Raw genomic sequence first — 15,451 nt, forward strand, 5'->3', positions numbered from 1 at the left:
GTATAAGGACAGCTCAAAAGAAGCTGTCCTTTTCACCCATATGCGGATCAGAAAGAGGGAATGAGCATTGTTCTTACATGGCACAAGCAGACAAAACAAACTAGGTCATTTGGAAATCGGAGGTGTGGACGCGCTGTATTTAGCGGAGCATTACGGCACGCCTCTTTATGTTTACGATGTGGCTTTAATACGTGAGCGCGCTAAAAGCTTTAAACAGGCATTCATTGATGCGGATTTAAAGGCGCAGGTCGCGTACGCGAGCAAGGCGTTTTCTTCCGTTGCGATGATACAGCTCGCTGAGCAGGAGGGGCTCTCATTGGACGTTGTATCCGGCGGAGAGCTGTTTACGGCGGTTGCGGCTGGTTTTCCGGCTGACAGGATTCACTTTCACGGCAATAACAAAAGCGAAGAAGAGTTGAAAATGGCGCTCGATCATCAAATCGGCTGCATTGTCGTTGATAATTTTTATGAAATATCCTTACTCGCGGAACTGTGCCGCAAATCAGGGCGCACAATGGATGTGCTTCTGCGCATCACTCCGGGGGTAGAGGCGCATACGCATGATTATATTACGACGGGACAGGAAGATTCCAAATTCGGTTTTGATCTGCATAACGGGCAAATAGAAAAGGCGATTGAACAAGTATTACAGTCAGACCATATCCGCCTTCTCGGTGTTCACTGCCACATCGGATCACAAATTTTTGATACGGCGGGCTTTGTGCTGGCCGCAGAAAAAATCTTCGCAAAACTGAATGAATGGAGAGAATCATTCGGCTTTGTCTCTGAAGTGCTGAATTTAGGGGGCGGCTTCGGGATCCGCTACACGGAGGAGGATGAACCTCTTCATCCCGCCGTTTATGTGGAAAAAATTATCGAAGCGGTAAAAGAAAACGCAGCGCTGCACGCTTTTGACATTCCGGAAATTTGGATTGAACCGGGACGCTCGCTCGTCGGAGACGCCGGAACGACGCTTTATACCATCGGTTCGCAAAAAGAAGTGCCCGGCACCCGTAAATATGCAGCGGTTGACGGGGGCATGAGCGATAATATCCGTCCTGCGCTGTATCAGGCGAAATATGAAGCCGTATCGGCAAACAGAATCGGAGAACACCACGACAAAACGGTATCCATCGCGGGTAAGTGCTGTGAAAGCGGTGATATGCTCATTTGGGATATAGATCTTCCGGAAGTGAAAGAAGGCGATCTTCTCGCCGTTTTCTGCACGGGAGCGTACGGATACAGCATGGCTAACAACTACAACCGCATTCCGCGTCCCGCCGTCGTTTTTGTGGAAGACGGCGAAGCGCATCTTGTCATTAGAAGGGAAACTTATGAAGACATTGTAAAACTGGATCTGCCGTTTAAGACGGGGGTCAAACAATAAATAAAAAAGAGACCGGAACAATGGCGTCCGGTCTCTTTTTGCATTCAGCTGTTAGAACTTGATCCGCTGTCTCCTGTGAATACAGACACGATCGCATTCCAAATCGAAGCGAAGAAATCAATGACTTTTTGAACAAAGCTTTTGCCTTCATCGGATTGAATGAACTTCGTGATTTTGTCTTTTGCCTTATCGAGCTGGCTGCCGACTTGGCCCCAATCAATCTTGGCATTTTTCATTTTATTAAACAATGAAACGAGCTGGTCTTTTTGAGCGTCAGTCAGTGTAATGTTAAGGGTTGAAGCCGCATCATCGACCTTTTTCTCGATTCCTTCTTTTGTATCGGGCACACCGTTTTTCGCGAAATCATCTTTAATGTTTGCGATGAGCGCGGAGGCGTTTTTATCCCCGATTTTATCCCCGAGATCTGATGTCGTAACAAGCTCTTGGTTGGCGACCTGTTTTACATCTTCTGAAATCGCTTTGTCTGATGAGACTTCATATGCCTTGATGATTCCCGTTAATGCTGCGGTGCCTGATACCTCAAACGGCGCCGTCACGTATACTTTCGCATCTTTCACTCCTGCTGTCATCAGGGCGTTTAAGTACATTTCATCCGTGATGGAATCGATATTATGGGTCTTAACGTCAAGCCCGGACCCTTTCTTTGCCACCGTGATGGATGATGAAGAGATGGCTCTTGTGCCGATTTGGGCATTCGATATATATTTTCCCAGATATTCATGTTCTTCTTTATTCGTGACCGTCACTTTTGTCGCGTTATCAGGGACATTTAATTCGTCAAGCACTTTCTGACGGTTTTCGTTTGACAGATCCGCCCCCAGTGTGACGATGACATCTCCGACTGCGGCATCGGCCAGGCTGATTTTCGGTATTGTGCACAATACAACGGCCGCCGCCAGCAATCCAATCCACATTTTTTTCAAAGCGGTTAACCTCCTTCTTTTCACAAATGCCGTTTTGAAGCGGTTTGTGAGGGCCTGCGTGAAGCAGTTCCGATACATAGACGGCTGTGAAGCTGTTCTGGTTTCATTTTCTTTCTGCGGAAGCGGGGAGATTCGTTTTCCGGCTGAAGGTGTGGTATAATAGCCGCGAAAAGAAGAGCAGAGGCCTCTTCCTTCAAAAGAATATCAAAAAGAAAGCCGGCTTACAATTGAAATTCATATTGAAGAAGGCTTTGACAAAAAACAATACGGAAGTAGGAATGAGAATGAAAACTGGTTACATCGAAATGGAAAACGGCAGCAGAATCGAATTTGAACTTTATCCGAATGAAGCGCCTAATACAGTCGCTAACTTTGAAAACCTGGCGAATACGGGCTTTTATGACGGCGTTATTTTCCATCGCGTGATTCCGGGCTTTGTCAGCCAAGGCGGAGATCCGACTGGGACAGGCATGGGCGGAAGCGGAAAAACGATCAAATGTGAAACAGAAGGCAATCCGCATAAGCACGAAGCCGGTTCTTTATCGATGGCGCATGCCGGTAAAGACACGGGTTCAAGCCAATTCTTCATCGTACATGAGCCGCAGCCGCATTTAAACGGCGTTCATACTGTATTCGGAAAAGTGACAAGCGGTTTAGAGCATGCGAAAAACATGTCTAACGGAGACAAAATGAAAGAAATCCGTGTAGAAGGATAATGACGGAAAACCCGCCTTTTTCAGGCGGGTTTTTTTATGTATATGAAAATTCTCATGTGTAAATCATGAAAAAATACATATATGAACGATAGCAGTTCCTCTGGTATAGTGATAAAGACCGATTACAACAATGAAAAGAGGTAGAAACGTTGATTCAATTGGCAACCGTTTTATTTGTCATTATTATTCTCGCACTTATTATTTGGTTCAGGGTGAAAAAGGGGAACAGGCCGATTAAAGGCGGCGGCTTCGGCATCATTCTCCCGCTTTTGATTATCGCCGTCATTTTCACATTCAGCATCAGCCAGCTCATGAATATCCCGGGAAAGCCGTTTCATTTTCCCGCTCTTTGGGAGCTCGCCATCGCCGGACTGTTAGGCGCGGTATTCGGCGTCATCATGCTGTCGCAAACCGCCTATGAAATCCGGGAAGACGGCTTTGTCTACTCCAAGCGGAATAAAAACTTTAAATATGTCATTATCGCGATTATTGCGATCCGTATCGTGCTCAGCCAATATTTCAAAAACATTGACGCTGCGGAATTCGCCGTTTTAACGATGGAACTTGCTTTTGTGTATTTGTGCATTTGGCGGATCGGAAGCTTCGTGAAATACCGTAAAATCAGCAGATCCGGCTTATAAAATGAAAAAAATGGATGAGGTGCGGGGCTTATTTGCCCTCTGTGCAGGGATTCATGGTAAAATAAAAACGACCATGGCTAATGGGAGGAAATCACTTGAAATCAGAAAAAGAAAAAACTTCTAAAAAAAGCGCCGTACTTGATTGGGCGAAAGCCATTATCATCGCTGTCGTTCTGGCACTGCTCATCCGAAACTTTTTATTTGCCCCTTATCTCGTTGATGGAAGATCAATGGATCCGACGCTGCATGACCGCGAGAGAATCTTTGTCAATATGACGGTCAAATACATAAGCGACTTCAAACGCGGCCAGATCGTCGTGCTGAACGGAGAAAATGAACACTATGTCAAACGGATTATCGGACTCCCCGGCGACACGGTGCAAATGAAAAACGATCAGCTGTATATCAACGGCAAAAAAGTGTCCGAACCGTATTTAGCGGCAAACAAGCACAAGGCGAAGCAAGACGGCTATGACCGGCTGACAGAAGACTTCGGCCCGGTGAAGGTGCCGGACGACAAATATTTCGTCATGGGTGATAACCGCAGAGAATCTATGGACAGCCGCAACGGCCTCGGTCTTTTTACGAAAAAACAAATAGCGGGCACATCAAAATTCGTCTTCTTCCCGTTTAACGAAATTCGCAAGACGAAATAAACCGTACAGGCAGTTTTCTTCATGAGGAAAACTGCTTTTTTTATATAAATTTATCTTTCCACCCTCAAAAACAGAACATAAATTCGTATATCTATTTAATAGATAGAAAGTTTTACAGATACATGAAACATCTTCCCTTTATGAAACGTTATATGAATAACTCACGCAGGGAAGAACGGTTTTCTATTCATGAACAAAAGGAATATGACATAGTAATGAATAGATTGATACGGGCTGGAGGTAGAAAAATGGGAAGAATTAAAACAAAAGCAGCCATTTTACTTGTACTGCTGCTGTTATTAGCGGGCGGTTATATGGTCATAAACGATATTGAACTGAAAGACGTGCCGACTGCAATCGGACAAACCCTGTCCCAGGAAAAAGAAGAATATACAGTCAAAACATATAAAATTACGAAAATCGAAGGAACTGAGTACCACGGTACGGCAGAAAACGGCACAAAAATCATTTTTAACGGCGACAAGCTGAAGCAGGATCTCTCCGATGTGAAAAAGGGAGATAAGATTAAAGCGTATTTCAGCAAATCAAACCGGATTGACGGCTTATTGAAGGTCGTCAAAGTGAACGAATAAATAAAGGCGCCTTTTATGAGAAAAGGGCGCTTTTTATTTTTCTGAATAATTAGGTGCAAATTCATTGCGCCTGCCGCAAAGGATGTTATAATAGCGGATAAGGACAAAAAAATATTGATTGTATCCTTCGGGGCTGGGTGAAAATCCCGACCGGCGGTAATAAGGCGTTTTGCGCTTTACAGCCCGTGACCCGTATGCATCTGTATACGGTGGATTCAGTGAAAAGCTGAAGCCGACAGTGAAAGTCTGGATGGGAGAAGGATGAGAGAAGCTATGCAAAAAATAAACTTACTGTATAGTCTTATTTCCTATGGATTAAAACTGGCAAAGCCCCGAACTGTGTAAACATTCGGGGCTTTTTTGACGCCAAATTGCGTGGAAGAAGGGAGGGATAATGATGGAAGAATATTATATGAATACGGCAATAGAACTTGCCAGACGCGGTGAAGGACAGACACAGTCCAATCCTCTTGTCGGCGCTGTCGTCGTCAAAAACGAACAGATCGTCGGAATGGGCGCCCATTTGCAATACGGAGAAGCGCATGCCGAGGTTCACGCGATTAATATGGCCGGCAGACACGCAAAAGGCGCCGATTTGTATGTGACGCTGGAGCCTTGCAGCCATTACGGAAAAACACCGCCATGCGCCGAACTGATAATAAAGTCGGGGATAAAAAGGGTGTTCATCGCTGTAAAAGATCCGAATCCGCTTGTAGCCGGAAAAGGCATCGGAATGCTGGAAGCAGCGGGCATCGAAGTGAAAACCGGACTTCTCAGGCAGCAGGCAGAAGAGCTGAATAAAATGTTTCTTCACTTCATGCGGACCGGACTTCCGTATGTCACCTTGAAAGCGGCCGCGAGCCTTGACGGGAAAACAGCGACTGAAACCGGTGACAGCAAATGGATTACATCAGAGGCGGCAAGGCTTGATGCCCAGCAATACAGGAAATCGCATCAAAGCATTCTTGTCGGAGCAGGCACAGTCAAAGCTGATAATCCGAGCCTGACCTGCAGGCTTCCCGATGCGGTGAAGCAGCCGGTCAGAGTGATTCTCGATACAAAGCTGACCATTCCTGAAACGGCAAATGTGCTCACTGACGGCGCTGCGCCGACATGGATATTTACGGCCAAAGGTGCAGACGTGCAAAAGAAAGACCGGCTGACCGCACTCGGAATAAAAGTTATTCCGCTGGAAACAGACCGCATTCACGTCCCTGAGGTGCTCAGCATTCTTGCTGAAAACGGCATAATGTCCGTTTATGTGGAAGGCGGAGCATCCGTACACGGAAGTTTTGTCAAGGAAGGCTGTTTCCAAGAGCTTCATTTCTATTTCGCCCCTAAATTAATCGGAGGAACGCTTGCTCCCAGCTTGATCTCCGGTGAAGGTTTTCAATCAATGAAAGATGTCCCCCATTTACAATTCACACAAATCACCCAAATCGGGCCGGATATAAAACTGACGGCCATACCTAAAGATGGAAAGGATGGTGACGATGTTTACAGGAATCGTTGAAGAAACAGGCACGATCCAAGCAATCAAAAAGACAGGCCTTTCCATGGCATTAACCATCGCCGCTTCAAAAGTGACAAGTGATGTGAAGCTTGGCGACAGCATTGCGGTAAACGGCATCTGCCTGACCGTAACCGGATTTTCTGACAATCAATTTACGGTTGATGTCATGCCGGAAACAGTGAAAGCCACTTCGCTGAACGGCTTGTCAAAAGGCAGTAAAGTAAACCTGGAAAGAGCGATGTCCGCCAACGGACGGTTCGGCGGCCACTTTGTATCAGGGCATGTGGACGGAACGGCGGAAATTACGCGGATCGAGAAAAAAAGCAACGCGGTCTATTACGATTTAAAACTTTCGCCGGAATTGACAAAAACACTCGTATTGAAAGGTTCAATTACGGTAGACGGCGTGAGCCTGACGATTTTCGGTTTATCAGACGAAAGCGTAACGGTATCCATCATTCCGCATACCATCTCAGAAACGATTTTTCAGACGAAAACAGTCGGATCGACCGTAAATATTGAGTGTGACATGATCGGCAAATACTTATACCGCTTTTTGCACAAAACAGAACAAACGAAAAGCAATCAAACTATCACGGAAGCCTTTTTAAGCGAGAACGGCTTTTAGAAAGGAAGATCGATATGTTTCATCCGATAGAAGAGGCGTTAGAGGCGCTGAAAAAAGGTGAAGTCATCATTGTTGTCGATGATGAAGACAGAGAAAACGAAGGAGATTTCGTAGCGCTGGCTGAGCATGCCACGCCGGAAGTGGTTAATTTTATGGCGACCCATGGGAGAGGCCTGATCTGCACGCCGCTGTCTGAAGACATCGCCGGCCGGCTGGATCTTCACCCGATGGTCGATCATAATACGGACTCACATGAGACCGCGTTTACAGTCAGTATTGACCACAGGCTGACAAAAACGGGCATCAGCGCGCAGGAACGCTCCTTTACCATTCAGGCGCTGTTGAACGAAGAATCTGTGTCTGACGATTTTCAGCGTCCGGGCCACATTTTCCCCTTAATCGCAAAAAAAGGAGGCGTCCTGAAGCGGGCCGGCCATACGGAAGCAGCCGTTGATCTTGCAAAAGCCTGCGGATCTCAGGGAGCGGGCGTCATTTGTGAAATTATGAATGAAGACGGCACAATGGCCAGAGTGCCGGAGTTAGCCGAAATCGCCGAACGCCACCAGCTGAAAATGATTACGATAAAAGACTTAATAGAGTACCGTTACAACATTACGACACTTGTGAACAGAGAAGTTGATATTACGCTGCCGACTGACTTCGGCACGTTTAGGGTTTACGGATATACAAACGAGGTTGACGGAAAAGAACATCTCGCCTTTGTCATGGGGGATGTCCCGTTTAACAGCGAACCCGTTCTTGTCAGAGTGCACTCAGAATGCCTGACGGGCGATGTGTTTGCATCCCATCGCTGTGATTGCGGACCTCAGCTTCATGCCGCGCTTGCGCAAATTGCTGAAGAAGGCCGCGGCGTTCTATTGTATTTGCGCCAGGAAGGCAGAGGAATCGGTTTAATCAATAAGCTGAAGGCGTACCGATTGCAGGAACAAGGGTATGACACGGTTGAAGCGAACGAAGCGCTCGGCTTTCTGCCTGATCTGCGCAACTACGGCATCGGCGCCCAGATTCTCCGCGACTTAGGGGTTCAGCATATGAAACTTTTAACCAATAACCCCCGGAAAATCGCCGGCCTCGAAGGATACGGTCTCAGCATTTCAGAACGGGTGCCGCTTCAAATGGAAGCGAGTGAGCATAACAAGCAATATTTACAGACCAAAATGAAAAAACTTGGACATCTGCTTCATTTCTAAAAACAAATCTCACAAAAAAGGATGGATAACATATGAATATCATACAAGGAAACCTAGTAGGAACAGGACTTAAAATCGGAATCGTCGTCGGCAGATTTAATGAATTTATTACGAGCAAGCTGTTAAGCGGAGCGGAAGACACGTTGCTTCGCCACGGTGTAGAATCAAACGACATTGACGTCGCTTGGGTGCCGGGAGCGTTTGAAATCCCGTTTGCGGCAAAGAAAATGGCGGAAACGAAAAAATACGATGCCGTCATTACGCTCGGCACGGTTATCAGAGGAGCGACAACGCATTATGACTATGTCTGCAATGAAGCGGCAAAAGGCATTGCCCAGGCGGGAACGGCGACGGGCGTCCCGGTTATCTTCGGCATCGTGACGACTGAAACCATTGAGCAGGCCATCGAACGAGCCGGAACAAAAGCAGGAAATAAGGGAGCGGATTGCGCGGTATCTGCCATTGAAATGGCAAACTTAAACCGTTCATTTGAATAATTTGTTGAAAAGCGTTTAAAACAGCGGCGAAAATGATATAATGTGAGGAAACGGATCGCCTTTATGTATCCGTTTGATAGGACATGAATGGACATTTTGGATACAGAGGGGTTTTTATGTTAATTCGTTATAAAAAATCGTTTGAAAAGATTGCGATGGGTCTTCTGTCATTTATGCCGAATGAAAAAGATCTCAAGCAGCTTCAGCAGACAATAAAGGACTATGAAACGGATACTGGCCGCCAGCTCTTTCTTTGGAAAGAGGATGAAGATATCGTCGGAGCGATCGGAGTCGAAAAAAAGGACTCAGAAGTTGAAATCCGGCATATCAGCGTGAATCCTTCTCACCGCCATCAAGGAATCGGAAAGCAAATGATGGACGCCTTAAAACGTCTGTTCAAAACGGAGGCACTCGTTCCGAATGAATTAACGCAAAGCTTTTTTGAACGCTGTCAACATCAAAAAGATCAGGATATCTCATATAATAACTGACAAATGCTCCCGGAATCTTCACGGTTTCGGGAGCTGTTTTGATATAGAAAAAGCAGGGCTGACTGTCAGCCTCTGCTTTTTTTTCTTCTCTCAATTTCCCGTTCGCGTTCCTTAATGACATCCGTCCTGTCCCGCAGGCGGTGTTTATGAATAAGAAAGGTATCTGATACGCCTTCTTGCCCCCATGTATAGCCCTTTCGGCGGCATTCGGCAAGACACGCTTCTTTCAGGGCTTCATCTGTAATCGGCAGCATAACACTTTTATAAGGCTGGCCCGCTTCTATATCGTCTGCCAGCGTTTCTATCAGCTCAATCAGCTTCGGATGGCTGAGACCGAGAGAACAGACCGCCTGCTTTTCAGACCGGAGAATACGTAAGCTGTTGGCAATCAGCCGTTTCGCCCCAGCTTCATTTCCCCTGCGCTGGTGATACAGAGCGACGGCAAGCTGAATCAGGCCGACCCAATGAATGCTCCGCTTTTCAGCCGGGCTTTCTTTCCAATATTCCTCTAACAGTTCATGACACTCAAAATAATCTCTTGATGCGTGAAATTCGGCCAAAAAGCCGATATAAGCTTTAGGATACAAGCCGCTTCCTCCTTTTATGCTAAAACCAGTGTACCACAGCGCTATGAAAAGGAAAAAAGAGCGGCTTGGTGCCTGAAGCCTGAGGAACTAGCAGATGTAAGATGCTCCTACGACAACGAGCAAAATAAACAGAACGACAATTAATGCAAAACCTCCGCCGAAACAAGCTCCGCTCATGTGAAATCAGCCTCCCTTTGTTTCAAGTTTACACGGCTATCATATGTGCATCCGCCTTTAAAGGTATAGGCGTATATCTTCTTTTTCAGTATTTTCTAAATAACGGAGGACGTATATAAAAGTATTGGACGAGAGCATTTCGGTGGATTATACTAAAGGGTAGCCAGTTTTTCCGGCAATGAGAGTGATATTGAAAATGGTGAGATAATGGTAGAATATCAAGTGAAAATTGATACGTTTGAAGGCCCATTGGACCTGTTGCTTCATCTGATTAACCGTCTTGAAATCGACATATACGACATACCCGTGGCAACCATTACTGAACAATATTTATTATATGTACATACAATGCAAGAGCTTGAACTTGATGTCGCCAGTGAATATCTGGTCATGGCGGCGACGCTTCTCAGCATTAAAAGCAGAATGCTGCTTCCGAAACAAGAGGAAGAGCTGTTTGAAGACGAAATGCTTGAAGAAGAAGACCCACGGGACGAGCTGATTGAAAAGCTGATTGAGTATAGAAAGTATAAAACCGCTGCGAAGGATTTAAAAGAGCGGGAAGAAGAAAGACAAAAGTCATTTACAAAGCCGCCGAGTGATTTAAGTGAGTATGCAAAAGAAATCAAACAGACCGAGCAGAAACTGTCGGTGACCGTTTATGACATGATCGGCGCGTTTCAAAAGGTGCTTCAGCGTAAAAAAATCACGCGGCCGAAAGAAACGACCATTACAAGACAGGAAATACCGATTGAAGACAGAATGAACGAAATCGTAAAAAGCTTAAAAACGGCGGGGAGAAGAATAAACTTCACGGAGCTTTTTCCTTCTCGGCAAAAGGACCATCTCGTCGTGACGTTTTTAGCAGTCCTGGAACTGATGAAAAATCAGCAGATTATCATTGAACAGGAAGAAAACTTTTCAGATATATACATTACGGGGAGTGAATCCATTCATGGCGCTTGATATCGTGAATTGGAAAGCGATTGTGGAAGCCTTGCTGTATGCGGCGGGTGATGAAGGGCTGACCAAAAAGCAATTGGTGACGGTGCTTGAAATAGAAGAAGCGGAACTGGCCGGAATCATGGAAGAAGTGGCCGCTCAGTACAAGGAAGACGACAGAGGCATCGAGCTTACTGAATATGCGGATACGTATATGCTTGGAACGAAAAAAGAATTCGTGCCTTATTTGAAAAAACTAATCGAAGTGCCGTCAAAAGGGCTGTCACAGGCTTCTTTGGAAGTGCTGGCGATCGTCTCGTACAAGCAGCCGATCACACGGGCGGAAATTGAAGATATCCGGGGCGTGAAGTCTGAACGGATTCTGCACAGCCTCGTGTCAAAAGCGCTGCTGTGTGAGGTGGGCCGCGCCGACGGTCCCGGCCGGGCGATTTTATACGGCACGACACCGGTATTTCTTGAACAATTCGGCTTAAAAACATTGGAGGAGCTCCCGCCGCTTCCTGAAAATGCGGAGGAAGACGTTCTCCAGGAGGAAGCCGATTTATTCTTTGAAAACTTCAACCAAACTTTTGAGGATATTAAATAATAATCGTTTTTCATCATACGATAGTAGGGAAAGGCCATTGATGAATGACGCAAATGACGACGTACAAGAGAGGAAGGAAACGGACGGAAATGGGAAATTCGATTGTGAGGGCCCATACTGAAGAAACTGGTGAATTTTTAGCCGAGGTTGTCACGATGGTCAGCAGCTATTTAAATCATACAACATTGCCGGAGATGCGGGCTCAAGGAGAGGCGGATGAGGCATACTGCCGCGACGTGCTCAGTGTGCTGAGGAGGATGACCGTCTTTTGCGAAGGCGCCCAGGAAGCCTGCAGGCGGCTTTTAATGCAGGAGCCGTTTCATGAGGTGAGAGCGGAAAAAACGCTGTATAAAGTGTATCATCAGTGCGTGGAAGAGTTTTTCATGCCGAAAAAGGATACATGGTACGAAAACAGCCGCGCCGCTTATACAGGCCAAAGCGCGATTGAATTCTACCAGCAAGTGCCGGACTCGCTGCGGAGCCTTCTGCTTTCGCTCAGCAGTGAATTTCTGCGCATGCGGGAAGAATTAGCGCAATATGAAGCATCAGGCTCAAATATGGCATCAGTCAGATAAAAACTCTTCCTTTTGGGAGAGTTTTTTTATGTGAAAGTGATGCAATTGGTATTCATAAGTCATGGACATGCGCATAAACTTGTACAAACCCACAACAAGGACGTGAGCATTCATGCGCTTTCTCAAAAAAGCTGCCGTATTTCTTTTGACTTTTGTTATTCTTTTTTCCATTACAGACGGCAATACGGCACATGCCCAAATACATGTCAGCGCAAAAAGCGCGATTATAATCGACGGAGCATCTGGCAGGGTGTTATTCGCCAAGGATGAACATCATAAGCGGCGGATTGCAAGCATTACGAAAATCATGACGGCGGTGCTGGCGATTGAATCAGGAAAGATGGAAGAGACCGTGACGGTTTCCCCGAATGCCGTAAAAACGGAAGGCTCAGCCATTTATCTTCAGCCGGGACAAAAAGTAAAGCTGAAAGATCTTGTATACGGGCTTATGCTGAGATCAGGAAATGACGCCGCTGCAGCAATAGCTGAATATGTCGGCGGAAGCCTTGACGGTTTTGTATTTATGATGAACAAAAAAGCCGAGCAAATCGGGATGGAAAATACAAAATTTCAAAATCCGCACGGACTGGACGACCATGAAAATTTATATTCAACGGCGTATGACATGGCGCTTTTGACTAAATACGCGATGAAAATCAAGGAATACCGGACCGTTTCAGGCACAAAAGTGTATAAGGCAGAAACGATGGACCGGGTATGGAAAAATAAAAACAAGCTTCTGACTGGGCTCTACCGTTACAGCACAGGCGGAAAAACGGGTTACACAAAAATCGCGAAACGGACGCTCGTTTCGACGGCTTCAAAAGACGGAACGGATCTCATCGCGGTCACCATAAATGATCCGGATGACTGGGATGACCATATGAATATGTTTAATTATGTCTTTGAGCACTATAAAACCTATGTCGTCGCTAAAAAAGGCGGCATCCCGAAGCTGAAAAAGACGTTTTACGGAAAACACGCTTTTATTGCCCGGGATGTCAAATATTTATTAAAAGAGGATGAAATCGACGATGTAAAAATCCGCACAACCTTAATAAAACCGAAAAAAGCCTGGAAAAAGGACGCCTCTCTCATTCCTGATGTCGTCGGCCGGATGACTGTTATGCATGATGGGAAAGTGATCGCCAAGATTCCCGTCTATTATGAAAACGAGCGCCATAAAAAACCGAAAAAGCATTTCATTGAGACGTTTACGAGCCTGTTTATGAGCGCGGCGGGCGGTTCGTCATGGTCAATTTAATCTGGGTATGTCTGACGGTAATCGGACTTGTCTTTGCGATGTTTAACGGTACCTTGCAGGATGTGAATGAAGCTGTTTTTAAAGGAGCGAAAGAAGCGGTTACGATCTCGTTCGGATTAATGAGCGTGCTCGTCTTCTGGCTCGGCCTGATGAAAATAGCCGAGCAGTCCGGCCTTTTGGATATATTCAGCAGAATGTGCCGCCCGTTTATCTCTAAGCTGTTTCCCGATATTCCCCCTGATCATCCGGCGATGGGGTACATCTTATCAAATCTCATGGCAAACTTTTTCGGACTGGGAAATGCGGCGACACCGCTCGGCATTAAAGCCATGGAGCAGATGAAAAAGCTGAATGGAGGTAAGTCTGAGGCCAGCCGTTCCATGATTACCTTTTTGGCGGTAAATACTTCGAGTATTACATTGATACCGACAACCGTCATTGCCGTGCGCATGGCTTACTCGGCGAAATCACCGACCGATATCGTCGGGCCGACCATCTTAGCGACTTTAATTTCGGGAATCGGCGCGATTTTCATTGACCGCTACTTCTGGTACCGCCGCAAAAGAAAAGGGAGGTAAGCGAATGGAAATGGTGAATTGGCTGTCTTTAGCCATGATTCCGATTATTATCGCCGGTATATTGATATACGGCACGATCAAAAAAGTGCCGACGTATGAATCATTCGTTGAAGGCGGAAAAGAAGGAATTGAGATTGCGTTTTCCATCATTCCGTATTTGGTCGGGATGCTGGTGGCGATTACCGTATTCCGGGCCTCGGGCGCGCTGGATTTTGTCATGGGGGTGTGCAAGCCTTTCTTTACAGCGCTCGGCATTCCCGCAGAAGTTGTGCCGCTTGCTCTGATCCGCCCGATTTCGGGGACGGCGGCGCTCGGCATGACGACAGATCTGATCGCCGTGTACGGGCCTGATTCATTTATCGGCAGGCTGGCTTCGGTCATGCAGGGATCGACTGACACGACGCTGTATGTCCTGACGGTGTATTTCGGGGCGGTCGGCATCAAAAAAATGGGGGATGCTTTAAAGGTTGGTCTTCTTGCTGATTTGATCGGGGTGGTTGCATCAATCATCATAGTTACGTTATTATTTGGAAGCGCCTGAAATCAGGCGCTTTTTATATATCAAAATAACTCTCCTTGAAAAAGCTTGTTTGTTCAGGGGGAAAAAAGTAAGATTATACTTGAGGTGAACGACATGGAAAGACTGCAAAAAGTTATTGCTCATGCCGGCGTGGCATCACGCAGAAAGGCGGAAGAGCTGATAAAAGAAGGAAAAGTAAAGGTGAATGGAAAAGTAATAACAGAGCTCGGCGTAAAAGTGACCGGTTCTGATCAGATTGAAGTAAACGGATTAAAGGTGGAGCGGGAAGAACCCGTGTACTTTCTGCTTTATAAACCGAGAGGAGTGATCTCAGCAGCTGATGACGACAAAGGGCGGAAAGTGGTGACCGACTTCTTCAAAGAAGTGCCGCAGCGCATTTATCCGATCGGCAGGCTTGATTATGATACGAGCGGACTTTTATTGCTGACCAATGACGGCGAGTTTGCCAACAAACTCATGCATCCGAAATACGAAATTGATAAGACGTACGTCGCCAAAGTGAAGGGGATTCCTTCCAAGGAACTTCTGAGAAAGCTTGAGCGCGGCATTCAGCTTGAAGAAGGCAAGACGGCGCCGGCCAGAGCGAAAATGCTTTCCCTGGACAAAAGAAAGCAGACGAGCATCATTCAGCTGACGATTCATGAAGGACGGAACAGACAGGTCCGCCGCATGTTCGAGGCGATCGGTCATGACGTGCTGAAACTAAAACGTGAAGAATACGCATTTTTAGATTTAAGAGGCCTGCGCACAGGAGACGCAAGAGAATTGTCGCCGCATGAGGTGAAAAGGCTGCGGGCTTTAGCTGAACACGGTAAAAACGCTTTCTAATTTTCACATAACCTTCAAAAATTACAAAACGTGTTGATGATATAATTGAATGGATTTGCAGGCAGGGGAGGGGAGCAG

At 46.3% G+C, this 15,451-nt stretch carries 20 protein-coding genes and 1 riboswitch; of the genes, 17 read left to right on the forward strand and 3 right to left on the reverse strand.

What is annotated here, in order from left to right; genetic code table 11:
- Nucleotides 1-67 precede the first annotated feature (67 nt).
- Nucleotides 68-1,387, forward strand: a complete 1,320-nt coding sequence (gene lysA, locus HWY38_RS16940) for a diaminopimelate decarboxylase (protein WP_012117893.1) — start codon at nucleotides 68-70, stop codon at nucleotides 1,385-1,387.
- Nucleotides 1,388-1,431: 44 nt separating this feature from the next.
- Here the strand turns inward: lysA and HWY38_RS16945 are convergent, their stop codons facing one another.
- A complete protein-coding gene (locus HWY38_RS16945; protein ID WP_082998695.1) occupies nucleotides 1,432-2,331 on the reverse strand; it encodes a DUF1002 domain-containing protein in 900 nt (299 codons plus the stop codon).
- Between the two features lie 284 nt (nucleotides 2,332-2,615).
- Here HWY38_RS16945 and HWY38_RS16950 point away from each other — a divergent pair, with 284 nt between their 5' ends.
- From HWY38_RS16950 to ribT, 9 genes are all read left to right on the forward strand, one after another.
- Nucleotides 2,616-3,047: a peptidylprolyl isomerase gene (locus tag HWY38_RS16950; protein WP_003153363.1), complete on the forward strand. Its 432-nt coding sequence runs from the start codon at nucleotides 2,616-2,618 to the stop codon at nucleotides 3,045-3,047.
- Between the two features lie 149 nt (nucleotides 3,048-3,196).
- Entirely contained in the window at nucleotides 3,197-3,688 is a 492-nt protein-coding gene (locus HWY38_RS16955; RefSeq protein WP_224182242.1) for a CcdC protein domain-containing protein, read from the forward strand.
- An 80-nt stretch (nucleotides 3,689-3,768) separates the two neighbouring features.
- The gene (gene lepB / locus HWY38_RS16960; RefSeq protein ID WP_032861567.1) at nucleotides 3,769-4,344 is read left to right on the forward strand and encodes a signal peptidase I; all 576 of its coding nucleotides are present in this window, start codon (nucleotides 3,769-3,771) and stop codon (nucleotides 4,342-4,344) included.
- Nucleotides 4,345-4,592: 248 nt separating this feature from the next.
- Nucleotides 4,593-4,937 (forward strand): hypothetical protein, encoded by a 345-nt coding sequence (locus HWY38_RS16965; protein WP_007409423.1) that lies wholly within the window; start codon nucleotides 4,593-4,595, stop codon nucleotides 4,935-4,937.
- Nucleotides 4,938-5,056: 119 nt separating this feature from the next.
- A riboswitch (FMN riboswitch) is annotated at nucleotides 5,057-5,203 on the forward strand.
- A gap of 131 nt (nucleotides 5,204-5,334) precedes the next feature.
- Nucleotides 5,335-6,450, forward strand: a complete 1,116-nt coding sequence (gene ribD / locus HWY38_RS16970; protein ID WP_105937563.1) for a bifunctional diaminohydroxyphosphoribosylaminopyrimidine deaminase/5-amino-6-(5-phosphoribosylamino)uracil reductase RibD — start codon at nucleotides 5,335-5,337, stop codon at nucleotides 6,448-6,450.
- The gene (gene ribE / locus HWY38_RS16975) at nucleotides 6,431-7,078 is read left to right on the forward strand and encodes a riboflavin synthase (protein ID WP_007409425.1); all 648 of its coding nucleotides are present in this window, start codon (nucleotides 6,431-6,433) and stop codon (nucleotides 7,076-7,078) included. The genes ribD and ribE (HWY38_RS16975) overlap by 20 nt, the downstream gene beginning before the upstream one ends.
- 14 nt (nucleotides 7,079-7,092) lie before the next feature.
- Nucleotides 7,093-8,289 carry a bifunctional 3,4-dihydroxy-2-butanone-4-phosphate synthase/GTP cyclohydrolase II gene (locus HWY38_RS16980; RefSeq protein ID WP_003153371.1) on the forward strand — a complete coding sequence of 399 codons (1,197 nt, stop codon included), beginning with the start codon at nucleotides 7,093-7,095 and terminating at the stop codon, nucleotides 8,287-8,289.
- A 32-nt stretch (nucleotides 8,290-8,321) separates the two neighbouring features.
- The gene (ribE, locus tag HWY38_RS16985) at nucleotides 8,322-8,786 is read left to right on the forward strand and encodes a 6,7-dimethyl-8-ribityllumazine synthase (RefSeq protein ID WP_003153372.1); all 465 of its coding nucleotides are present in this window, start codon (nucleotides 8,322-8,324) and stop codon (nucleotides 8,784-8,786) included.
- A gap of 116 nt (nucleotides 8,787-8,902) precedes the next feature.
- On the forward strand, nucleotides 8,903-9,277 hold the full coding sequence (gene ribT, locus HWY38_RS16990) for a GNAT family N-acetyltransferase RibT (protein ID WP_003153373.1): 375 nt from the start codon (nucleotides 8,903-8,905) through the stop codon (nucleotides 9,275-9,277).
- A gap of 65 nt (nucleotides 9,278-9,342) precedes the next feature.
- Here ribT and HWY38_RS16995 read toward each other — a convergent pair whose 3' ends face one another.
- On the reverse strand, nucleotides 9,343-9,864 hold the full coding sequence (locus HWY38_RS16995) for a DUF309 domain-containing protein (RefSeq protein ID WP_174747082.1): 522 nt from the start codon (nucleotides 9,862-9,864) through the stop codon (nucleotides 9,343-9,345).
- Between the two features lie 87 nt (nucleotides 9,865-9,951).
- Nucleotides 9,952-10,041 carry a YjcZ family sporulation protein gene (locus HWY38_RS17000; RefSeq protein ID WP_003153376.1) on the reverse strand — a complete coding sequence of 30 codons (90 nt, stop codon included), beginning with the start codon at nucleotides 10,039-10,041 and terminating at the stop codon, nucleotides 9,952-9,954.
- 207 nt (nucleotides 10,042-10,248) lie between these two features.
- On the opposite strand from HWY38_RS17000, the gene HWY38_RS17005 reads away from it, so the two are divergent.
- The 7 genes from HWY38_RS17005 to rluB all read left to right on the forward strand — a co-directional run bounded on the left by HWY38_RS17005 (nucleotide 10,249) and on the right by rluB (nucleotide 15,373).
- A complete protein-coding gene (locus tag HWY38_RS17005; RefSeq protein WP_007409427.1) occupies nucleotides 10,249-11,004 on the forward strand; it encodes a segregation/condensation protein A in 756 nt (251 codons plus the stop codon).
- Nucleotides 10,994-11,587, forward strand: coding sequence for an SMC-Scp complex subunit ScpB (gene scpB / locus HWY38_RS17010; protein ID WP_007409428.1), 594 nt, complete (start codon nucleotides 10,994-10,996; stop codon nucleotides 11,585-11,587). The genes HWY38_RS17005 and scpB overlap by 11 nt, the downstream gene beginning before the upstream one ends.
- An 89-nt stretch (nucleotides 11,588-11,676) precedes the next feature.
- A complete protein-coding gene (locus tag HWY38_RS17015; protein WP_003153380.1) occupies nucleotides 11,677-12,162 on the forward strand; it encodes a DUF3907 family protein in 486 nt (161 codons plus the stop codon).
- A gap of 112 nt (nucleotides 12,163-12,274) precedes the next feature.
- Entirely contained in the window at nucleotides 12,275-13,426 is a 1,152-nt protein-coding gene (locus tag HWY38_RS17020; RefSeq protein ID WP_003153383.1) for a D-alanyl-D-alanine carboxypeptidase family protein, read from the forward strand.
- The gene (locus HWY38_RS17025) at nucleotides 13,414-14,004 is read left to right on the forward strand and encodes a nucleoside recognition domain-containing protein (RefSeq protein WP_003153385.1); all 591 of its coding nucleotides are present in this window, start codon (nucleotides 13,414-13,416) and stop codon (nucleotides 14,002-14,004) included. The genes HWY38_RS17020 and HWY38_RS17025 overlap by 13 nt, the downstream gene beginning before the upstream one ends.
- A 4-nt stretch (nucleotides 14,005-14,008) precedes the next feature.
- Nucleotides 14,009-14,545, forward strand: coding sequence for a spore maturation protein (locus HWY38_RS17030; RefSeq protein ID WP_224182243.1), 537 nt, complete (start codon nucleotides 14,009-14,011; stop codon nucleotides 14,543-14,545).
- Nucleotides 14,546-14,638: 93 nt separating this feature from the next.
- Nucleotides 14,639-15,373: a 23S rRNA pseudouridine(2605) synthase RluB gene (gene rluB, locus HWY38_RS17035; RefSeq protein WP_007612296.1), complete on the forward strand. Its 735-nt coding sequence runs from the start codon at nucleotides 14,639-14,641 to the stop codon at nucleotides 15,371-15,373.
- The last annotated feature ends 78 nt before the right edge of the window (nucleotides 15,374-15,451 follow it).

It is taken from the genome of Bacillus sp. KS1 (assembly GCF_020075515.1).
In the GTDB taxonomy this organism is placed as follows: Bacteria; Bacillota; Bacilli; order Bacillales; family Bacillaceae; genus Bacillus; species Bacillus velezensis.

What these genes read in the sequence shown, in the direction of transcription:
- HWY38_RS16950 (WP_003153363.1), top strand. Translation starts at nt 2,616, where the DNA reads ATGAAAACTGGTTACATCGAAATGGAAAACGGCAGCAGAATCGAATTT.
- lepB (WP_032861567.1), top strand. Translation starts at nt 3,769, where the DNA reads ATGGGAGGAAATCACTTGAAATCAGAAAAAGAAAAAACTTCTAAAAAA.
- HWY38_RS16965 (WP_007409423.1), top strand. Translation starts at nt 4,593, where the DNA reads ATGGGAAGAATTAAAACAAAAGCAGCCATTTTACTTGTACTGCTGCTG.
- ribD (WP_105937563.1), top strand. Translation starts at nt 5,335, where the DNA reads ATGGAAGAATATTATATGAATACGGCAATAGAACTTGCCAGACGCGGT.
- ribE (WP_007409425.1), top strand. Translation starts at nt 6,431, where the DNA reads ATGTTTACAGGAATCGTTGAAGAAACAGGCACGATCCAAGCAATCAAA.
- HWY38_RS16980 (WP_003153371.1), top strand. Translation starts at nt 7,093, where the DNA reads ATGTTTCATCCGATAGAAGAGGCGTTAGAGGCGCTGAAAAAAGGTGAA.
- ribE (WP_003153372.1), top strand. Translation starts at nt 8,322, where the DNA reads ATGAATATCATACAAGGAAACCTAGTAGGAACAGGACTTAAAATCGGA.
- ribT (WP_003153373.1), top strand. Translation starts at nt 8,903, where the DNA reads ATGTTAATTCGTTATAAAAAATCGTTTGAAAAGATTGCGATGGGTCTT.
- HWY38_RS17000 (WP_003153376.1), bottom strand. Translation starts at nt 10,041, where the DNA reads ATGAGCGGAGCTTGTTTCGGCGGAGGTTTTGCATTAATTGTCGTTCTG.
- HWY38_RS17005 (WP_007409427.1), top strand. Translation starts at nt 10,249, where the DNA reads ATGGTAGAATATCAAGTGAAAATTGATACGTTTGAAGGCCCATTGGAC.
- scpB (WP_007409428.1), top strand. Translation starts at nt 10,994, where the DNA reads ATGGCGCTTGATATCGTGAATTGGAAAGCGATTGTGGAAGCCTTGCTG.
- HWY38_RS17015 (WP_003153380.1), top strand. Translation starts at nt 11,677, where the DNA reads ATGGGAAATTCGATTGTGAGGGCCCATACTGAAGAAACTGGTGAATTT.
- HWY38_RS17020 (WP_003153383.1), top strand. Translation starts at nt 12,275, where the DNA reads ATGCGCTTTCTCAAAAAAGCTGCCGTATTTCTTTTGACTTTTGTTATT.
- HWY38_RS17025 (WP_003153385.1), top strand. Translation starts at nt 13,414, where the DNA reads ATGGTCAATTTAATCTGGGTATGTCTGACGGTAATCGGACTTGTCTTT.
- HWY38_RS17030 (WP_224182243.1), top strand. Translation starts at nt 14,009, where the DNA reads ATGGAAATGGTGAATTGGCTGTCTTTAGCCATGATTCCGATTATTATC.
- rluB (WP_007612296.1), top strand. Translation starts at nt 14,639, where the DNA reads ATGGAAAGACTGCAAAAAGTTATTGCTCATGCCGGCGTGGCATCACGC.